This window comes from Gammaproteobacteria bacterium (assembly GCA_013696315.1).
Classification (GTDB): domain Bacteria; phylum Pseudomonadota; class Gammaproteobacteria; order JACCYU01; family JACCYU01; genus JACCYU01.
The window spans coordinates 1-16410 of sequence record JACCYU010000201.1 but is presented as its reverse complement, the minus strand read 5'-3'; the positions used below and the strand labels follow the sequence as shown (position 1 = coordinate 16410).

Below are 16410 nucleotides of genomic sequence, written 5' to 3'. Positions count from 1 at the left end.
AACTGTGCCTGCCGCCCTGTCCCGTGGATTGCATCGATCTGGTGTCGGCCGGCGCGGATGTCGTGCCGGCGAACGATCAACGCGCGCGTGAAAAGGCCGATCGCGCACGCGCAAGATACGAGTGGCGCAACCTGCGTCTGGCCCGCGACGCGGCGGCACGGGAAACCGCACGACCTGCGTCATCATCGCAACCCGCGCGGCTCACCCTGGAACAAAAACAGGCCGTGATCCGTGCGGCGGTGGCAAGGGTCAAGGCGAAGCGCGCGGCGCGCACCCGCTGAACCAGCGGCGTTAACAATGGCCGGTCCTGCGGTGCGCCGCATTAACAGGTTTTTACGGCTGTTGACAACCGTACGACCTCCCGGTACGGTCAGTAATTGGCCAGGATACCGCCATGAATGAAATTACCGCCAACCACTTCCGCGAGAACCTTAAATCCGAAGTCGACAAGGTCATCCGCGAGCACCGCGCGCTGCATGTCAAGCGTCGCAACGGAGAAGACTTCGTCGTGCTGGGCGCCGACGACTGGCGTGCCATCGAAGAAACGATTTACCTGAACCAGATACAAGGGCTCGTAGACAGCATTCACGAAGCCGCCAGGGAACCGCTGGAGAACGGGACGCCGCTGGAAAAACTCAAGTGGTGACAGACGGCGCATGGCGTGGCAAGTCGTCCTGAGCCGTCAGGCAGTCAAGGACGCCAACAAGCTGGCGCGGGCAGGACTGAAATCTAGGACCGAGGTTCTCCTGCACGTGCTGCGTTCGGGTCCACTGCAAGCACCACCGCGTTACGAGAAGCTGGTCGGCAATTTGAGTGGCATTTACTCCCGGCGCATAAACATTCAGCATCGGCTGGTTTATCGGATTGACCAGCAAAAGCAGGTAGTACACGTTCTGCGCATGTGGACGCACTACAAATGACCGGTCCGCCTCGAATGATCCCGGAATGATCCCAGGTAGCCAAGCGCATAGCGCTGGCGTTCAGACGAACTCTCCCGGCCTCGTGTGCTGCCCGAGCCAACGATGAATGCGCGCAAGCGCCATGAGATATTCACGCGCCTGCGCGCCGCGCTGCCGGAGCCACGCGGCGAGCTGGTTTACGGGTCGCCGTTCGAACTGCTGGTGGCGGTGATCCTCTCGGCGCAGGCCACCGATGTGAGTGTCAACAAGGCCACCGCGCGCCTGTTTCCAGTCGCCGGCACGCCGCGCGCGATCCTCGACCTCGGCGAAGACGGGCTCAAGTCGTACATAAAAACCATCGGGCTTTACAACAGCAAGGCCAGAAACATTATCGGCGCCTGCCGCATGCTCCTGGAGCGGCACGGCGGGCAGGTGCCGCGGAATCGGGAACAACTGCAGGCGCTGCCAGGAGTGGGCCGCAAGACCGCCAGCGTGATCCTGAACAACGCCTTTGACGAGGCCACGATCGCGGTGGATACGCACGTGTTCCGCGTCGCCAACCGCACGCGTATCGCCAAAGGCCGCAACGTCACCGAAGTTGAAGACAGACTAATGCGTCTGGTGCCCGCGGAATTCCGCCACAACGCGCATCACTGGCTGATCCTGCACGGGCGCTACGTGTGCGTCGCGCGCCGCCCGAAATGTCCGCGGTGCGTCATTGCCGATTTGTGCGAATATCCGGATAAAACGCCCGAAGATGCCTCGATCGCGGCGATTCACGATCGGCGCGGCGGGAAGCTCGCCCGCTCCTGAGAACCATGCCTGCCTCGGACTTATTGGGGATCGGTTTTACCATGCCGGAGTCAGGAATTAAGGCGCTCAAAAGCTTGGCGCCGTTCTGCTGGTAAGCCCGATCTCCGGGAGTAAACCCCGTGGTGGGCCCCGTCACACTCAATTCACGCACGGAGACTTTCCAATGAGCAAACGCAATCTGAAACCTCTGGCCATCGCCGCTGGCGCGGCGTTGACCGCCGGCGTCGCGGCTATGCCCGTCGCCAACGCGGACGAAAACCCGTTCGGCATGAATGCCTTGTCTTCCGGCTACACGGTAGCCGAGAAGGGCGAAGGCAAGTGCGGTGAGGGAAAATGCGGCGAGATGAAGGACAAGAAGAAGTTATACGGCAAAGATAAGAAAGGCGAAGGGAAATGCGGCGAGGGCAAGTGCGGCGAGAAGTAGCCGATCGCCCCGCATGCTGAAAACAAATGGTGGGTCGCTTCCGCGTGCGGCCCACCGTTTTCAATACAGATTATTCGAATCCAACTCTATAGGTGATCGCTACGCTGCGACCAGGCAAGAAGAGCCCGGAGCCGTGCGTCTTGTAGGTCTTGTCGCTTAAGTTTTCAAGGGTGACCAGTAGCTGCTGATGCGGGGTCGGGCTGTAACCCGCGCTCAGGTTAAACACGGTGTAGCCCGGGGTACCGTCAGGCCCGATTCGCGGATCTTCAATATCCTCATCGGAAAGCTCGTCCTGCCGCTCGGCCACCAGTGCGGCCGCCTCGAACCACAGCCGTGAACTCGGCAGGAAACGCACGCGCAGTGATCCGTTTAGCGGCGGGATGCGGCGCAACGGCTCGCCCGTGCTGTTGTCTTCGCCATCGGTCCAGGCCACGGTCGCCGCGGCCCACCAGTGCCGGCTGAATCCTTGCGCGATACCGGCCTCGACGCCATGGATGCGCGCCTCATTTATATTCTGCCGCTGCACGATCGGCGTCCCGTCGGGCTGGGTGCCGACCTCCACGCGGTCGATGAGGTTTTCGTAGTCGCTGTAGAAGTAATAGATATCCGCCGACGTGCCGCCTTCGAAGAACTTCAGACCGATCTCGCCGTTAATCGATTCCTCGGGTTTCAACGCCGTGTTCGGGATCTCGCTGAAGAAATCGACGCGACCGAAAAAGTCCTCGATGTTGGGCGCGCGAAAGCCCTGCGCGACGCCGCCAACGAGATGCAGCGAGGGCGTGACACTATACAGCGCGTTGAGACTGCCCGTGAATCTATCGGTCTCCAGACTCAGGTTTTCGGCGCCCAGCTCACCCTCGGTCTCGAAGCGGCTGTAGCGAATGCCGGCAATCAAATCCGCGCGATCGGTCAGCGTGAATTCGTCCTGCGCGTAGGCGCCGATGCTGGTGTAAAACGCGCCGTCCGGCGTACCGGGCTGGATGGCAGTCTCGACGCCGGTCGGCCGATCGATCTCAATCTTGCCGGTGTCGTAATCGTCGCGATAGTAATCCACGCCGTAAGTCAGGCGATGACTTTGGCCGAGAAAGTTTGTGAGCTGCACCGTCGCGCCCTTGGTCTCGACATCGGTCAGTTCACGCGTTTCGATCAGGGGCGCTTCTCCGTCGATGATCTCTTCGCCTTCCTGCTGGCGGTTGTAGGAGAGATTCACCCGTATCTGATCGAACGGGCCGAAGCGATTGCCGCGATATTCGGCGTAGGCAAGCTCGCGCTCCTGCGGCTCGTAGTTGAACTTGAGCAGGTCGCCTAAGGTGACCTCGCTGGTCTTGGGGACGTCGTACTGGCGGGTGTACTGGCCGGCGACGATAAACTCGTTGTGCTCATCGGCCCGCCAGTTGAGCTTCAGATCCGCATCGAGTTCGTCATAGCCGCTGGGGACCTGCTCGCCGACCCCGTCGCCGCCTTCCAGGTCATCGAAGACCTTGCCGCTAACGCCGCCGATGAACCCGATGTCGTTGCGGTTGCCTTCGAACTGCGCACGCGCACCGCCGCCGTTGACCGCGCTGTCATAACGGCCTTCGATCAGCCCGCCCAGATCCGCCGAACTCGAAAAAGCCGTTCGGCGCTTGGTGATGATGTTGATGACCCCGCCCAGCGCATCGCTGCCGTAGAGCACCGAACCCGGACCGCGCACCACTTCGATCCGCTTGATGATGTTCGAGTCAATCGTGTTCAGGTACTGATGCGGGCCGAAGCGATAGAACGAGTTATTCAGGCGCACGCCATCCACCAGAATCAGCACCTGTTTACCCGTCAGACCACGGATAAACGGTGAACCGCCACCGAGGTTGGTGCGCTGGACGTAGACGCCATGCGCATAACGAAGCAGGTCTGGTGTCTGCGAAACGTTCGCCTGGGCAATCGCCCGCTCGCCGATGACCGTGGTCGCCTGCGGGGTGTCGAAAACGCCGCGCTCGCTCCTGGCGGCGGTGACGGCGATTTCCGGCAGCAGGATCGGTTTCTGAGCGAAAGTGAAAGTGCTGCCCGAAGCAAGTAGAGCCAGCGCGGCATAGCGGCTGATACGGTGTTGTCGGAGCATGGTGACAGAACTTGATATTCGAGTGATTACAAGCCATCCCGGAACTTGACGTTGTCATTCTGAAGGCGCCCTTCGGTGAAGCTCATAGCCTGCCCGAAGCTTGCCGAAGGGACCGGCTCCGCGCCTGAAGAATCATGGCGCAGTCGACCGACTGCACAGATTCCTCGTGGAGTTTCTAGAACGCAGTGAGAGGTTCGGAATGACAAAAGGAGTTTTGGGATGCGTTCCAGGCCTACACGTGATGCATGTGCATCAACAACCTTGTGGATTCTTCTACGAGCGACGAACCGGCGAATGCAACGCGGTCTGCGGCGGCGTATCAAGCCGCCGCAGACCGTCATTGATCGTTACCGTTTCGCCAGTTGCGAACTACAGGTTTGCTGCAGACTGGCCTCATGGCGGGTGAGCAGCGCTTGACGATCCTCCCGCATGTCCCTGCCGTGTCGAATGGCCGGATAGGGCGCATCCTCGCCCTTCAGCCCGGCCCACAGGGCGTGATTGAAGCGCGCTGTATTGAGATTATCCTCGACCGTGAAATCCTGGCCGCGCATAGCGTGCGCCCAGTAAGCCGCGCTCTGTTGCGGCTGGTCGAAGCAGACGGGGTAATCGACCGCGGCCAAGGTGGCGGCCAGTCCTTTCGGCGGCAGAGTCAGCTCCGTGGTGCGCAGGATTTCCGGCACGATGGCCTTGTAATCCCACTCCACCTGGTTGCGGTCGAACACATCGGCCATGGGCTCGGCGAGACCGTCGTTCAGCCCCATCGGCTGCATGCCGAGGACGTCCTCGATGGTGCGCAGCATGCTCACGGTGGTGTAATGCTCGGACACCACCGCGCTCTGCTTGACGTACGGCCCGATAACGTAGCCGATGCTGCGGTGGGCATCGACGTGGTCGCCGCCGGCCTGCGCGTCGTCCTCGATGACGAAGATCAGCGTGTTGTGCGCGTACGGGCTTTTGGCGATCTTCTCGATCAGACGCGCGGTGGCGTAGTCGTTGTCGGCCATCTGCGTCTCGATCGTGTTGACGCCGGCCGTGGCCGTGTCGAAATCGCCGAAGTGATCGTGACCGAGGCGCACCAGGCTCAAGTTAGGCAGGTTGCCGTTGGCCACGTACTGGTCGAACTCGCGCTCCCACTCCTGGTAACGCCACAGGTCCGGGTATTGCTGATCGTAGCCGCGGAAGTAGAGGTCGGTGCGGCCTTTCAGAGACTCTTTGGCGGGATAGAACTGCACAGCACCGGCCGTGTACGGATCCTCGACCGGCACAAACTCCGTGTTGCTGCCGTAGAATCCGTAGTTACGCACCGAATGACCCGCGCGTAACGCCGCGTCCCACAGATAGCCGGTGCCGGCCTCGTTCTCCTCGACCTCGCTTTCCGGCCCGTCCGGGGCGGCGACGTCCGCGGTGCCGGGCAGCAGGTCCGGATCATAGGGAACGTCCGGGTTGATCAACTGGCGCTTCGCAATGCTCTCGTAAGCGACATTGATATTGCGGTTGCTGCCTTCCCAGTCATAGGTCAGCCCGCGGCCGGCATAGTTGACCGGCGAAGTTTTCTCCGTGTAGTCCGTAGTTCGCGCTGCCGTGGTCCAGTTCCAGCCGGTGTTGCTGGTCTCGCCGCTGTCGTAGAAGTTGTCCAGGGTGACGAACTGGCGCGCCCACTGCTGATGGTTAGGCGCGTACGGGGAAAGAATGGCCAGGCTCGGGTCGCCGTTGCCCACTTCCAGATCGCCCAGCACCTGGTCGTAGGTACGGTTTTCCTTGACGATGTAGATCACATGATCGATCCGGTCGCGCAGATATCCCATGATATCGGCATGCGCATTGTGGTCTTCAACACTCGGGAAATTACCATTTGCCGCGACCTGCCAGGTCAGCGTCGCTAACTGCTGTGCATCGGGCATCGGCATCGCCAGCAGCCCGGCTTTTTCAAGCTGCCACACATAGAGGTTCCTGCCACTGCACTCAGCGGTTGCATCCTCTTCCTCGGACAGATTGTCGGTGCATCCGCCCGGATTGGGGCCGGCTTCGTCCTTGCCGTTGACTGCGTACAACCAGCCGCCGTCGGCGCTTACGCTGACCGCATTGGGATACCAGCCGGTCGGGATCAGGCCGATGACTTCGCTCTCTTGCGCAAGCCCGGAGTCTTCGGCAGCGTCGGCGCTACGGGCTTCCGCCAGCGCGGGATCGAGCGCGATCTCGCCGAGTTCGACGAAGGCCACCGAGTTGGTGCCGCCGTTGGTGACGAACAGGGTTGCCTCGTCCGGCGACAGGGCAAGATTATTCGGATTGCTGCCCTTGAAGCCTTTCTCGTTGGGGAAAATTGACTCTGGCGCGGTGGTGGAGATCTGCTCGATGATCTCGTCGGATCCGGTGTCGACCACGTCCACCGTGTCGCTGTTGTCGCTTGCCACGTACAGGCGGGTGCCGGCCGCGTTGATTACCAGATGATTGGGCTGACCCTCGGTTTCAATACGGCCGCTGACGCTCAACATGTCGTCCTCTATAGCCAGCACCACGATCTCGCGATCCCGCTGGCTGGTGACGTAAGCCTTGTCGTCGCCCTTGAGGATCACGCCGAACGGATATTCACCGCCCGCGACACCCGACATGCCAGGATCGATCAGACCGGGACGCAAATCCTGCTCCGCGATCTCGACCCGCAGATCGAGATCGATAAGTGATACCGAATCGTTCTCCAGATTGACCACGAGCAGCCTGTTGCCCGAGGAACTGACCGCCACACCAGCAGCGAGCGGCGCCACGCCGACACCAAGACCTGCTTCGTGCCCCAACTCGATAGGCATGCCGTCTTCGGCCCACGCGCCGCCGGCATTACTGTATACGTGCACGTTGTCGTCCACGCCGCCCGACACGTAGAACTCCTGCCGCGCCGGATTCCAGGTGATGCCGTTGTAGGTATTCGGCACCTGCAGAACCTGGCTCTTCTTTGGCTTGCCGCGGCTGATATCGTAGACGAACACGTATTCGTTGGAAGCCTCCGGAATCTGCTCGCCGCCAGAATCGTTGAGACGATTGTAGCCGCTAGTGAGCACCAGCATCGTGTCGCCATCCGGGCTGATGGCCGTGTCCACCGCCTGGCCGGCGAGATAACCCGGAAACCCTGGCAGGTTCGGGTTCAGGGGTTTGAAAAGCGCCGATTCCGCGGCCTCGGGGGTGATGCGCATGCCAGTCGGCAGAATCTCTCCCTCGGCGGGTTGCCACTGACCCGGCCTGGCGAGATTCACGCCGTCGCTTTGCGCCGCCGCGCCGCTCAGTCCGCTGGCCAGCATGGTGGCGGCGACAGCGCCGGCTACACACGCCGAATGAAATGGAATTCGTTGCATCATGGCTTACCTCCGATAATGAGAAACACAGGAATGTCGCCTGTTCCAGATGGCGGGTTGAGGAGGTGGGTTTCGTGCCCCCTTGAGGTTGAACTTCTGCCGAGGAGTTTCGTGCGCACTTGTGACCAAGGGATGACGGTATCTTGAACAAGCGATGAACGCTTGTTGACGCACGCTCCTGCTTTTTTAGTGTTTTAGTATTTCTCCTGGCCTCGAGCTGCCGACGCAGCAGTCCAGCACACGGATTTATTCCAATCGCATGGGGCGCAATTTAAGTGCGAAACGCCGCGCCGACGGTTGATTTCGGGGCATGTTCACAAAGACGGATAGGGAAGGTATTCAGCTCGCATGCCGCAAGGCGCAAACCAATTGCATTCGCAAGAGCGGCAAGCCCGCCTGTCTCGCCATTGCCGACGCGATCGTGCCCGGTGGCATATCTTATGCTGTGCAACATATCCAGATACCTGAGCACATCATGATGCGCTTGCTAGCGGTAACTCCTCACGCTTGATGTAGGACGAAACATGGCGCTTTCGACCGGAGTCCCGTGACCCATTCGCCCGTTGTTCCGCAATCGTTGGTTTACCGCATCCATGCGGCAGGCGACTGGAACTGCGGTTGGCGCGACACACTTGACTTGCTGAGACGGCGACTGAATGCAAGTTTGGTCGTACTTGGCAGTCATAACTTCTCCAACGGACAGGGCGAACTGGTGTGCGAATCGCCCGAGAGTCCGGCGTTACGAGCCGCCTACGCCAGATACGCGTCCCGCAATCCCTGGTTTCTTTCCAGCCAGGATTATGCGGACGGACGCGTGATGAGCGGCGAAGAGCTGATCAGCAACCGCGAGCTAATCCGGATGGATTTCTACCGGGATGTGGTGAGGCCTTTTGGTCTATTCCGCCGTCTGTGCGCGGTCGCGGCGCGACGCAATGACATGGTCGCCTACGTCGCCACCCACCGCGCCGAGCACCAGAGCGCGTTTCGCGAACGCCACAAGTCGTTGCTCAAGAGCCTGCTGCCGCACCTCTCTCTGGCCCTCGAGCAACGTTGGCGCTTCGCGGAGGCAGACCAGATCGCCAAGGCCTTAATGCGGATAATCGATCAGAACGGGCGGGCAACAGTCCTCGCCACGCGAGACGGCCGCATTGTATTCCGCAACAAAGCGGCCAGTGAATCAGGGGATCGATTGTTCGGGTTGCGCCTCAACGGCGATGTCCTCAACGCGGCGACCCCGGCCGAACAAAAGGCGCTGTACGAAGCTGTCGAGCAGGTTGCCGGCCTGGAAAGCTCAGACGCCCAAACGGCGGCGCGCGTCGTCACTCTATCGTCGCCGCACGCGGGACAGCCCCCACAGGTGGTGGTTCGCCCGGCGGGCCGGGTCTTCTTGTCCGATGCGGCGTTGTTCCGCGATCTCGTGACGGTGACGGCGAGCAGTCCATGGGTCGATCACGACCCATGCGCGTGCCCCTTCGCCCGCCAGTTCGAGCTGACGCCGGCCCAGTCAAAGGTTAGCGCCCTGGTATTCGCGGGGAACACTCTCCCGGTCATCGCCCGCACGCTGCGCGTGTCCGAGAATACAGTCCGTAGCCATCTAAAGCAGATCTTTCAGAAAACCAACACGTACGGACAGATGGAACTCGTGCATCGCCACGCGCGTATCTGCATCAACAAGCTCTAACACGGCCGCGCGCCTACACGCCTCGTCCGTCCGGCAGAGTAGTGATTAGGAGAGTCACTTCTCCCCCATTCGGGGGAAATAGATTTCGCGAGCGAATGTAGCGCCAGCGGCGGTCGCACTAATGTCCAAGCATCGAAGGTCGACTTGAACGCACCCAGTCCTCTCCGACCCCGGCGCGTGCAAGTCTCGGGTCGCGATGTCCATGAGCATGGCTATGAAGATGCCCGCGGAGTTGGCCCGCCTGGTGGAGTTGCTCGCGAGACATTACCCGCGGCGCATCCGCGCTCTTCTCATTGCGCGCGCAGGCGATACGCGTATGCGGATTCATCGTTGCAAGATACGGCGCCGCAATAAGGCGACGAGCGTCGGCCTGACAGTGCGGACAGCGCGCGGGCGCACTGAACTCACTCATTGGGCGCCGCAGCTCGAAGTCGCCACATTGGTTACATCGGTAATCGTAGGTGGGCATAAATACCTCCTTAAGTGTTCGATCACAGCGCGCGACCGCACACGAGCCGGACGCACCCCTCGGTACGGCCAACTCGCAGGCCAGATGGGCGAAGGGATAACACCTTAGCCCCATGAGCGCGCTTAGTTCGTCGTCCCGATGCTGACTCGCGGAACCTTGTGCATGGGACCAGAAGCGGCGGGGCGAATGTCGAAGTTGAAGATTTCGGTCGGAATCGCGAGCGTGCAGCAGGCGTTCGGAATATCCACGATGCCGCTGATGCGCCCTTCGACCGGCGCCGTTCCCAGGATCATGTACGCCTGCTCGCCGGTGTAGCCGAACTTCTTCAGATACTCGATCGCATTGAGGCAAGCGCGCCGGTAGGCCACATGAGCGTCCAGGTAGTACTGTTCACCCGTCATCTCATCGACCGATATGCCCTCGAACACCAGGTATTCGGAGAAGTGCGGTTCCGTCCGGCTCGGCTTGAAGATCGGATTGGTGATCCCGTACTTGGCCACACCGCCTTTAATCAGATCGACCCGCAGATCCATCCACCCCGCCATCTCGATGGCCCCGCAGAAGGTGATCTCGCCGTCGCCTTGTGACCAGTGGATATCGCCCATGGAAAGGCCACCGCCCTTCACGTAAACGGGGAAGTAGATACTCGAGCCACGCGAGAGATTCTTGATGTCGCAGTTACCGCCATGCTCGCGCGGTGGAACCGTACGCCACGCCTCCGCTCCGGCCCGTTTCGCGGCACTCCCCGACATCTGCCCCATTAGGGCGGTGTCGCCGTAGGGAGGCGCGAGCAGCGGCGGGACGCGATTCGGATTGGTGGCAAGTAGCGCCGCCTCGCGTTTGTTTGCCTTTTCCAGCAGTGCGCGATCAGGCAGGCATCCGATTAAACCCGGATGGACGATGCCCGGCCATTCCACGTCAGGAATATGGCGCGATGAGCAGTACATGCCGTGAAAATCCCAACACACTTTGCGCGCTTCGGCGAAGTGATCGACCAGGAAACCGCCGCCGTTCTCCTTCGCGAAGATTCCGGTGAAACCCCACTTGGAGTCTGGCAAGTAGCCGATTTCCAGAAGATCCACCACGAGCAGATCGCCGGGCTCCGCGCCCTGCACGCCGAACGGCCCGCTCAAGTAGTGAACAAGGGTCAGATCGACGTCGCGCACGTCGTTTGCGCTGTTGTCGTTCTTGATCTGACCGCCGGTCCAGTCGTAGCACTCCACCCTGAATTCATCACCAGGCTTGAACCACTGGACGAAAGGAATATCGGGATGCCAGCGGTTATGGGTCTTGATCCGCTGGTCCTCGGGGCGCTTGTTCATCTCGGCCAGAAACGCAGTGTTGCCGCTTTTTTCCGCGGCAGCAACGGAGGTGCTCCCGCCCATCGTAGCCGAAGCCACAGCTGTCGCGGCGGCCGCACCGGCTGCGTGGGTTATAAACTGGCGTCGCTCCGGGTTAGCGGGTTGCGTATAACTGTTGTCGGGTTCCATATTGAGTCCTCCTGTTGGCTCGTCGCTCGGTTTGAACCGCCGGACGATCGGAATTATCGGGATGCCACAAACTGCGTTTTGACGTGCTGTTCCTTAGGCTCACTTGTTCATCTTCGCTTCGCATGCGGCTCTTGCCATGAACTTGAGAGCGGCCAGAGACGCAGACCAGAGCCCTCTATGCTATTGGCAATTGTATGCGGTCAGATCCTTGCGGCCATCCCCCAGCGCTGGGAGTCTCGGTAATCCAGGGAGGTGACATTCATATCACCCAGTTAGATAAGGAACCTCTGATCAAGTGACGGTAGTGAGTATCCGGTGCGGCTATGGCAGTTGTGACGATCGCGTGGTACGGTAATTTTAGCTGTCGGGCGCTCAGTGGGCATACGTACGGCCAACGGTGTGTTCGCCGTTCACCGGGCGCGGCTTACCTGTCGCGGCTGCAATCGCCGTCGCGACAGTTACAGGTTGGCGGGCGTCAGACGAGACGCGGCGCCCTGGGCCAGTGATGAAGATAACGCCCCAGAGCGCCGGCCAGCACGCTGAGCAACGCCACCCCGCCGAAGTGCCAGACCAGCACCATCAGGCTCGTGTCCGGTGGATGAAAAAGCCTTAAGGCAAAATTCCCCAGCGCGGCCGCGGCCAGCGCGCCCAGCGCCATGGTCAGGCGCGGCGCCAGCGGCGCGCCCTTACGCAGCATGACGAACATCGCGATCGCGGGGATGGCGCCGACGATCACGATTCTGGGCGCGCAGTGCCAGTCGGGTTCGATCGTCAGCCCCGCCGCGCCATAGCGCAGCCAGTCCTGCAGGCAGCCGTGTCCCAGACTGCCAAGCCACACTGTCAGCGGCAGCAGTGGCAATAACAGCAACCGGCGTGAAACACCGGGAATTACCGCACAGAACGCGGCGAACGCGGCGGTGATCGCCGTGAGCAGGGTTGCGATTTGTTCGACCAGAAAACGCGCGCTGGACATTTCGTTCAAGTCGGCGCGCACGCCCATGCCGATCACGATCAGCGCAACATAGGGTAGTGCGACGGTGAGCCACAGCGATACCCGCCGCCACGGGGACGGCAGCCGGCCCGCGCCTTTGTCGGACGCAACCAGATTACGGATCAGATCGCCTGTCGTTTCCATCATTCGCGCTTCTTTAGCCTGGTGCGCAGCGACTTGATCGCCCTGTGCACGGACACTTTCAGGGACGCGACGCTCATGCCAGACTCGTGCGCGGCCTCCTTCAATGACATTTCACGCAGCTTCATCAGTTCCACCGCGCGCCGCTGCCCGGCTGGCAGGCTTGCAATGGCATGGCGCAGCGCGTCGGCATCTTCATAGCCGTCTTCCTTAGTAGTATTCGTTTCATCCGGCGAAAAGGTTTCATAGAATCCAACCGCTGCCTGTTCGGCCGACTTCGAACGCACGTAACGACGTCCACTGTCGGCCACGCGGTTGCGCACGATCGCGGCCAGCCACGGCGCGAAGGGTCGCTCGGGACTGTACGTAGCGCGAACAGCGTGCACCGACAGCAACACGTCCTGCACGATATCCTCGATATCCGCTTGCCCTAAAAAACTCCGCTGCATACGCACAGCGTTGCGCACCATCGGCACGAGCCTGTGCAACAGCCGGTCGTAGGACGCACGATCGCCCTCCTGCGCCGCCTTCATCAAGCGGCGCAGCGCGGAATCCCCATCGTCCTCCGGTCTTTCCATACACACTCTGCGATTGATGAAACGCTTAATCGGCACCCGTGTTGGAGCGCATCGACCGTGCTTTTTTCGGCGCAGTGTAACCTTTGCCGGGGTGATAACGAATAGACAGGTGTAACGCCGATCAGAGCGTTACCCAACCCTCACAGGAGAATCGAAACATGACTACGCAACGCAATTTCAAAATGCTGGCGATCGCGGCCGGCGCGGCACTGACGGCAGGCGCGGCGGCCATACCAGCGGCCAACGCCGGACAAAACCCGTTCGGCATGGCCGAACTTTCGTCCGGCTACATGGTGGCCGGCGTTGACCTGGACGTCGTCCGCTTCGCCGATGGCAAGTGCGGCTCTAACAAGAAAAAGGAAGGTAAATGCGGCGAGGGTAAGTGCGGCGAGAATAAGTAAGCTGCCTGCTGGCCCTGCAATGATACGGCGGGCCGGTCTCCGGTCCGCCGGTTCTTTTCTTGAAACCACCGGGCGTTCGCTACTAACCGGCCCGCGCCGGGCGCCCATATCGAATTGAAGGAACCTGTACCGTGAATATCGTGTTTCGCGCCGCAAATCCGCTGATCGACGCACTGAACCGAATCGGCGAATGGCTGCCGCAACTGGGACTGCGCGCCCTGATCGCGTATGAATTCTGGCTGTCGGGCGTGGAAAAATGGCGCGGCGAGAACTGGTTCGGCGACGTAATGGACATGTTCCCATTTCCCTTTAACGTGGTGCCGACCGACATAAGCTGGGCGATCGCGACCTGGTCGGAGTTAATAGGCGCCGTGGCCCTGGTGGTCGGTCTGGGCACGAGATTCTTCGCCGCCGCGTTCATTGTTCTGGACCTGGTCGCCTGGTACACAGTGCACGCCGGCCTCGGGTACAACGTATGCGACAACGGCTTCCAGCTGCCGCTGATGTACCTGATTATGCTGCTGCCGCTGCTGTTCAGCGGCCCGGGCAAGGCGAGCGTGGATTATCTGGTCGCCCGGCGGTTCCTGCGTAACGTGTGAACGCGAGTGGAACGAAACGACGGCATATCTGATTGAACCCCGATGTCCGCAACGGCGTCCAATTTCTGTTACAACTTATAGCATGCACAGGCAATAAGGAGCGCACCATGACTATGCCGCACAAGCCCATCGCTGACCAACCCATCGCCGGCAAAGAATACGCCGTGGCCGGGGCGGGCCTGGGACTGCGCCGTGACCTGCTGACATCGCTGGAGGCGACGCCGCCGGCGCAGGTGGACTTCATGGAGGTCGCGCCCGAGAACTGGATCCACGTCGGCGGCAATCTCGGCAAACGCTTGTCCGCACTCACCGAACGTTATCCCTTCGTCACCCACGGCCTGTCCCTGTCGCTGGGCGGACCTTCGGCGTTGGACGAGGCACTGGTCGGCGACATCAAGACATTTCTCGATACGCACCGAATCCGCGCCTACAGCGAGCACTTGAGTTACTGCTCGGACGACGGCCACATGTACGATCTGATGCCGATCCCGTTCACCGAAGACGCCGTGGACTACGTGGCCGCGCGCATTCGGCGAGTGCAGGAAATCCTGGAACGCCGTATCGCCATCGAGAACGTGTCTTACTATGCCGCCCCTGGCGCGCAAATGGACGAAGCTACGTTCATCAACGCGGTGCTGGAACGGGCCGACTGCGACCTGCTGCTGGACGTGAACAACATCTACGTCAACTCGGTCAATCACCGTTACGACCCGCTGGATTTTATGAAATCCCTGCCCGGCGAGCGCATCGCCTACTGTCACGTGGCCGGCCATTACCGCGAAGACGTGGATCTGATTATCGACACGCATGGCGCCGATGTCATCGATCCGGTGTGGACCTTGCTGGACGAGGCTTACGCGCACTTCGGCGTGTTCCCGACGATGCTGGAGCGCGACTTCAATTTTCCGCCGCTGCCCGAGTTGCTGACCGAGGTCGAAACAATCCACGCGTATCAACGGAAATGGCAAACCGTCGAGTCCACACCAGCGGCCAGCGCGCATGGATAAGGCCCTGCCCGAATTCCAGCGCGCGCAATTCGCGTTCACCGCGCACGTGCGCGACCCGGAGGTGAACGCTAGACCGCAAGATATCGAAGACCGCCGCATGGCGATCTACCGCAACCTGTTTTACAACAACATCCAGGGATTCATAGCCAGCGGCTTTCCGGTGCTGCGCCAGCTTTATAACGACGCCGACTGGCACCGCATGGCGCGGGATTTTTTCGCGCATCACCGTAGCCACACGCCATATTTTCTGGAGATCTCGCAGGAGTTCCTGAAGTATTTGCAAGAGGAACGCGAACCGCGGCCAGAAGACCCGCCGTTTATCAAGGAACTGGCGCATTACGAGTGGGTGGAGCTTGGGTTGTCGGTTGCCGAGGACGAACCGGACTGGTCGCACATCGATACGCAAGGCGACCTGCTGGAAGGCCGCCCGGTGCTGTCACCGCTGGCGTGGCTGTTGAGCTATCAGTATCCGGTGCACAGGATTGGCCCGGATTTCAGGCCCGCGGCGCCCGCCGAGCAGCCGACCTGGCTGCTTGTTCACCGCGACGCGCGGGACAAGCTCGGTTTCATGGAGGTGAATCCGGTCACCGCGCGGTTGGTAGCACTGCTGGAAGAATCGCCTGAAAGAACAGGCCGCGAACTGTTAACGCAGATCGCCGAGGAACTCAAACACCCGCAGCCTGAGCTGGTATCGCAGGGCGGCGCGCAGACGCTCGCGCGATTGCACAGCGCCGGTGTTGTACTCGGCACGCGCCTCGCTTGAATCGTTGCCACCCAAGGTCAGACACTATGATCGCGCGGCTTGAACAGGCTGGTTTTGTAAACAAAGGCGGCAAGGGCACTCACCGAAATTACATTCATCCTCGAGTAGCCCATCCGGTTTCGATAACCGGCAAATCTGGCGATGATGCAAAACATTATCAGATTCGAGCCGCCGAGCTTGCCATCGAGGAGTCACAGAAGTGAGAGTCAGCGCCAGATACGTAAAAAATGGTCGAGTGGCGGGAGTAGGACAAATTTAACCGTCAGCGCGGCGACCAGGGCAAACGCCATGACAGCGTGCGGTACAGCAATGCGTGGGCTCATATCTCAAATGCTCCGGGTGCGCCATGCCTGTTACCCGGCTTGAGCATAGCTCGCTGCACGCGCCCCGCAAGTCACTGCTATCCGGCCGCGGCTAGGCCCTGTTGGGTTTGGCGCTTACGCCAAGTGGCGGGCGGAAAGCCGGTTAGTTTTTTGAAAGCCCGGTTGAAAGCAGCCTCGGACTCATAGCCGACCTCCATTGCGACCGTTGCCATGTTGGCTGTGCCACGAGCCAGCAGTCCAGCCGCCAACTGCATCCGCCATTGCGTGAGGTACTGCATGGGTGGTTGGCCCACGAAGTGCGTGAAACGCTCGGCGAGAGCGGAGCGCGAAAGTCCCACTTCCCTGGCGAGATCACGCAAGGTCCAGGCCTGCGCCGGACGCTCGTGCAG

The 16410-nt window shown here is 60.9% G+C and carries 18 protein-coding genes; 11 read left to right on the top strand and 7 right to left on the bottom strand.

Going from position 1 to position 16410, the window contains the following annotated elements:
* From H0V34_11795 to H0V34_11775, 5 genes are all read left to right on the top strand, one after another.
* Window positions 1–281 (top strand): electron transport complex subunit RsxB (locus tag H0V34_11795; protein ID MBA2492342.1); only part of this gene is annotated, 281 nt, incomplete at its 5' end.
* A 113-nt stretch (window positions 282–394) separates the two neighbouring features.
* The gene (locus H0V34_11790; protein MBA2492341.1) at window positions 395–646 is read left to right on the top strand and encodes a type II toxin-antitoxin system Phd/YefM family antitoxin; all 252 of its coding nucleotides are present in this window, start codon (window positions 395–397) and stop codon (window positions 644–646) included.
* Between the two features lie 10 nt (window positions 647–656).
* Window positions 657–920 carry a Txe/YoeB family addiction module toxin gene (locus tag H0V34_11785; protein MBA2492340.1) on the top strand — a complete coding sequence of 88 codons (264 nt, stop codon included), beginning with the start codon at window positions 657–659 and terminating at the stop codon, window positions 918–920.
* A 102-nt stretch (window positions 921–1022) separates the two neighbouring features.
* The gene (gene nth, locus H0V34_11780; GenBank protein MBA2492339.1) at window positions 1023–1712 is read left to right on the top strand and encodes an endonuclease III; all 690 of its coding nucleotides are present in this window, start codon (window positions 1023–1025) and stop codon (window positions 1710–1712) included.
* 163 nt (window positions 1713–1875) lie between these two features.
* Window positions 1876–2136: a hypothetical protein gene (locus H0V34_11775; GenBank protein ID MBA2492338.1), complete on the top strand. Its 261-nt coding sequence runs from the start codon at window positions 1876–1878 to the stop codon at window positions 2134–2136.
* Window positions 2137–2206: 70 nt separating this feature from the next.
* On the opposite strand, the gene H0V34_11770 is transcribed toward H0V34_11775, so the two are convergent.
* Both H0V34_11770 and H0V34_11765 read right to left on the bottom strand, forming a co-directional pair.
* Entirely contained in the window at window positions 2207–4234 is a 2028-nt protein-coding gene (locus H0V34_11770; GenBank protein ID MBA2492337.1) for a TonB-dependent receptor, read from the bottom strand.
* 347 nt (window positions 4235–4581) lie between these two features.
* Window positions 4582–7419 (bottom strand): bifunctional YncE family protein/alkaline phosphatase family protein, encoded by a 2838-nt coding sequence (locus tag H0V34_11765; GenBank protein ID MBA2492336.1) that lies wholly within the window; start codon window positions 7417–7419, stop codon window positions 4582–4584.
* 871 nt (window positions 7420–8290) lie between these two features.
* On the opposite strand from H0V34_11765, the gene H0V34_11760 reads away from it, so the two are divergent.
* Window positions 8291–9259, top strand: a complete 969-nt coding sequence (locus H0V34_11760; protein ID MBA2492335.1) for a helix-turn-helix transcriptional regulator — start codon at window positions 8291–8293, stop codon at window positions 9257–9259.
* Window positions 9260–9377: 118 nt separating this feature from the next.
* On the opposite strand, the gene H0V34_11755 is transcribed toward H0V34_11760, so the two are convergent.
* From H0V34_11755 to H0V34_11740, 4 genes are all read right to left on the bottom strand, one after another.
* Entirely contained in the window at window positions 9378–9728 is a 351-nt protein-coding gene (locus tag H0V34_11755; GenBank protein ID MBA2492334.1) for a zinc ribbon domain-containing protein, read from the bottom strand.
* A gap of 122 nt (window positions 9729–9850) precedes the next feature.
* Window positions 9851–11113 carry an acetamidase/formamidase family protein gene (locus tag H0V34_11750; GenBank protein MBA2492333.1) on the bottom strand — a complete coding sequence of 421 codons (1263 nt, stop codon included), beginning with the start codon at window positions 11111–11113 and terminating at the stop codon, window positions 9851–9853.
* Window positions 11114–11693: 580 nt separating this feature from the next.
* Window positions 11694–12353 (bottom strand): DUF1109 family protein, encoded by a 660-nt coding sequence (locus H0V34_11745; protein MBA2492332.1) that lies wholly within the window; start codon window positions 12351–12353, stop codon window positions 11694–11696.
* Window positions 12353–12883 carry a sigma-70 family RNA polymerase sigma factor gene (locus H0V34_11740; GenBank protein MBA2492331.1) on the bottom strand — a complete coding sequence of 177 codons (531 nt, stop codon included), beginning with the start codon at window positions 12881–12883 and terminating at the stop codon, window positions 12353–12355. The genes H0V34_11745 and H0V34_11740 overlap by 1 nt, the downstream gene beginning before the upstream one ends.
* A gap of 203 nt (window positions 12884–13086) precedes the next feature.
* Between H0V34_11740 and H0V34_11735 the strand changes: the two genes are divergently transcribed.
* The 5 genes from H0V34_11735 to H0V34_11715 all read left to right on the top strand — a co-directional run bounded on the left by H0V34_11735 (window position 13087) and on the right by H0V34_11715 (window position 15901).
* Window positions 13087–13329: a low-complexity protein gene (locus tag H0V34_11735; GenBank protein ID MBA2492330.1), complete on the top strand. Its 243-nt coding sequence runs from the start codon at window positions 13087–13089 to the stop codon at window positions 13327–13329.
* A gap of 161 nt (window positions 13330–13490) precedes the next feature.
* The gene (locus H0V34_11730; protein ID MBA2492329.1) at window positions 13491–13928 is read left to right on the top strand and encodes a DoxX family protein; all 438 of its coding nucleotides are present in this window, start codon (window positions 13491–13493) and stop codon (window positions 13926–13928) included.
* 113 nt (window positions 13929–14041) lie between these two features.
* Window positions 14042–14935, top strand: coding sequence for a DUF692 domain-containing protein (locus H0V34_11725; GenBank protein MBA2492328.1), 894 nt, complete (start codon window positions 14042–14044; stop codon window positions 14933–14935).
* Window positions 14928–15698 (top strand): putative DNA-binding domain-containing protein, encoded by a 771-nt coding sequence (locus H0V34_11720; protein ID MBA2492327.1) that lies wholly within the window; start codon window positions 14928–14930, stop codon window positions 15696–15698. The genes H0V34_11725 and H0V34_11720 overlap by 8 nt, the downstream gene beginning before the upstream one ends.
* A gap of 26 nt (window positions 15699–15724) precedes the next feature.
* A complete protein-coding gene (locus H0V34_11715) occupies window positions 15725–15901 on the top strand; it encodes a type II toxin-antitoxin system HicA family toxin (protein ID MBA2492326.1) in 177 nt (58 codons plus the stop codon).
* Between the two features lie 197 nt (window positions 15902–16098).
* On the opposite strand, the gene H0V34_11710 is transcribed toward H0V34_11715, so the two are convergent.
* A partial coding sequence (locus tag H0V34_11710) for a helix-turn-helix transcriptional regulator (GenBank protein MBA2492325.1) occupies window positions 16099–16410 on the bottom strand: 312 nt, incomplete at its 5' end.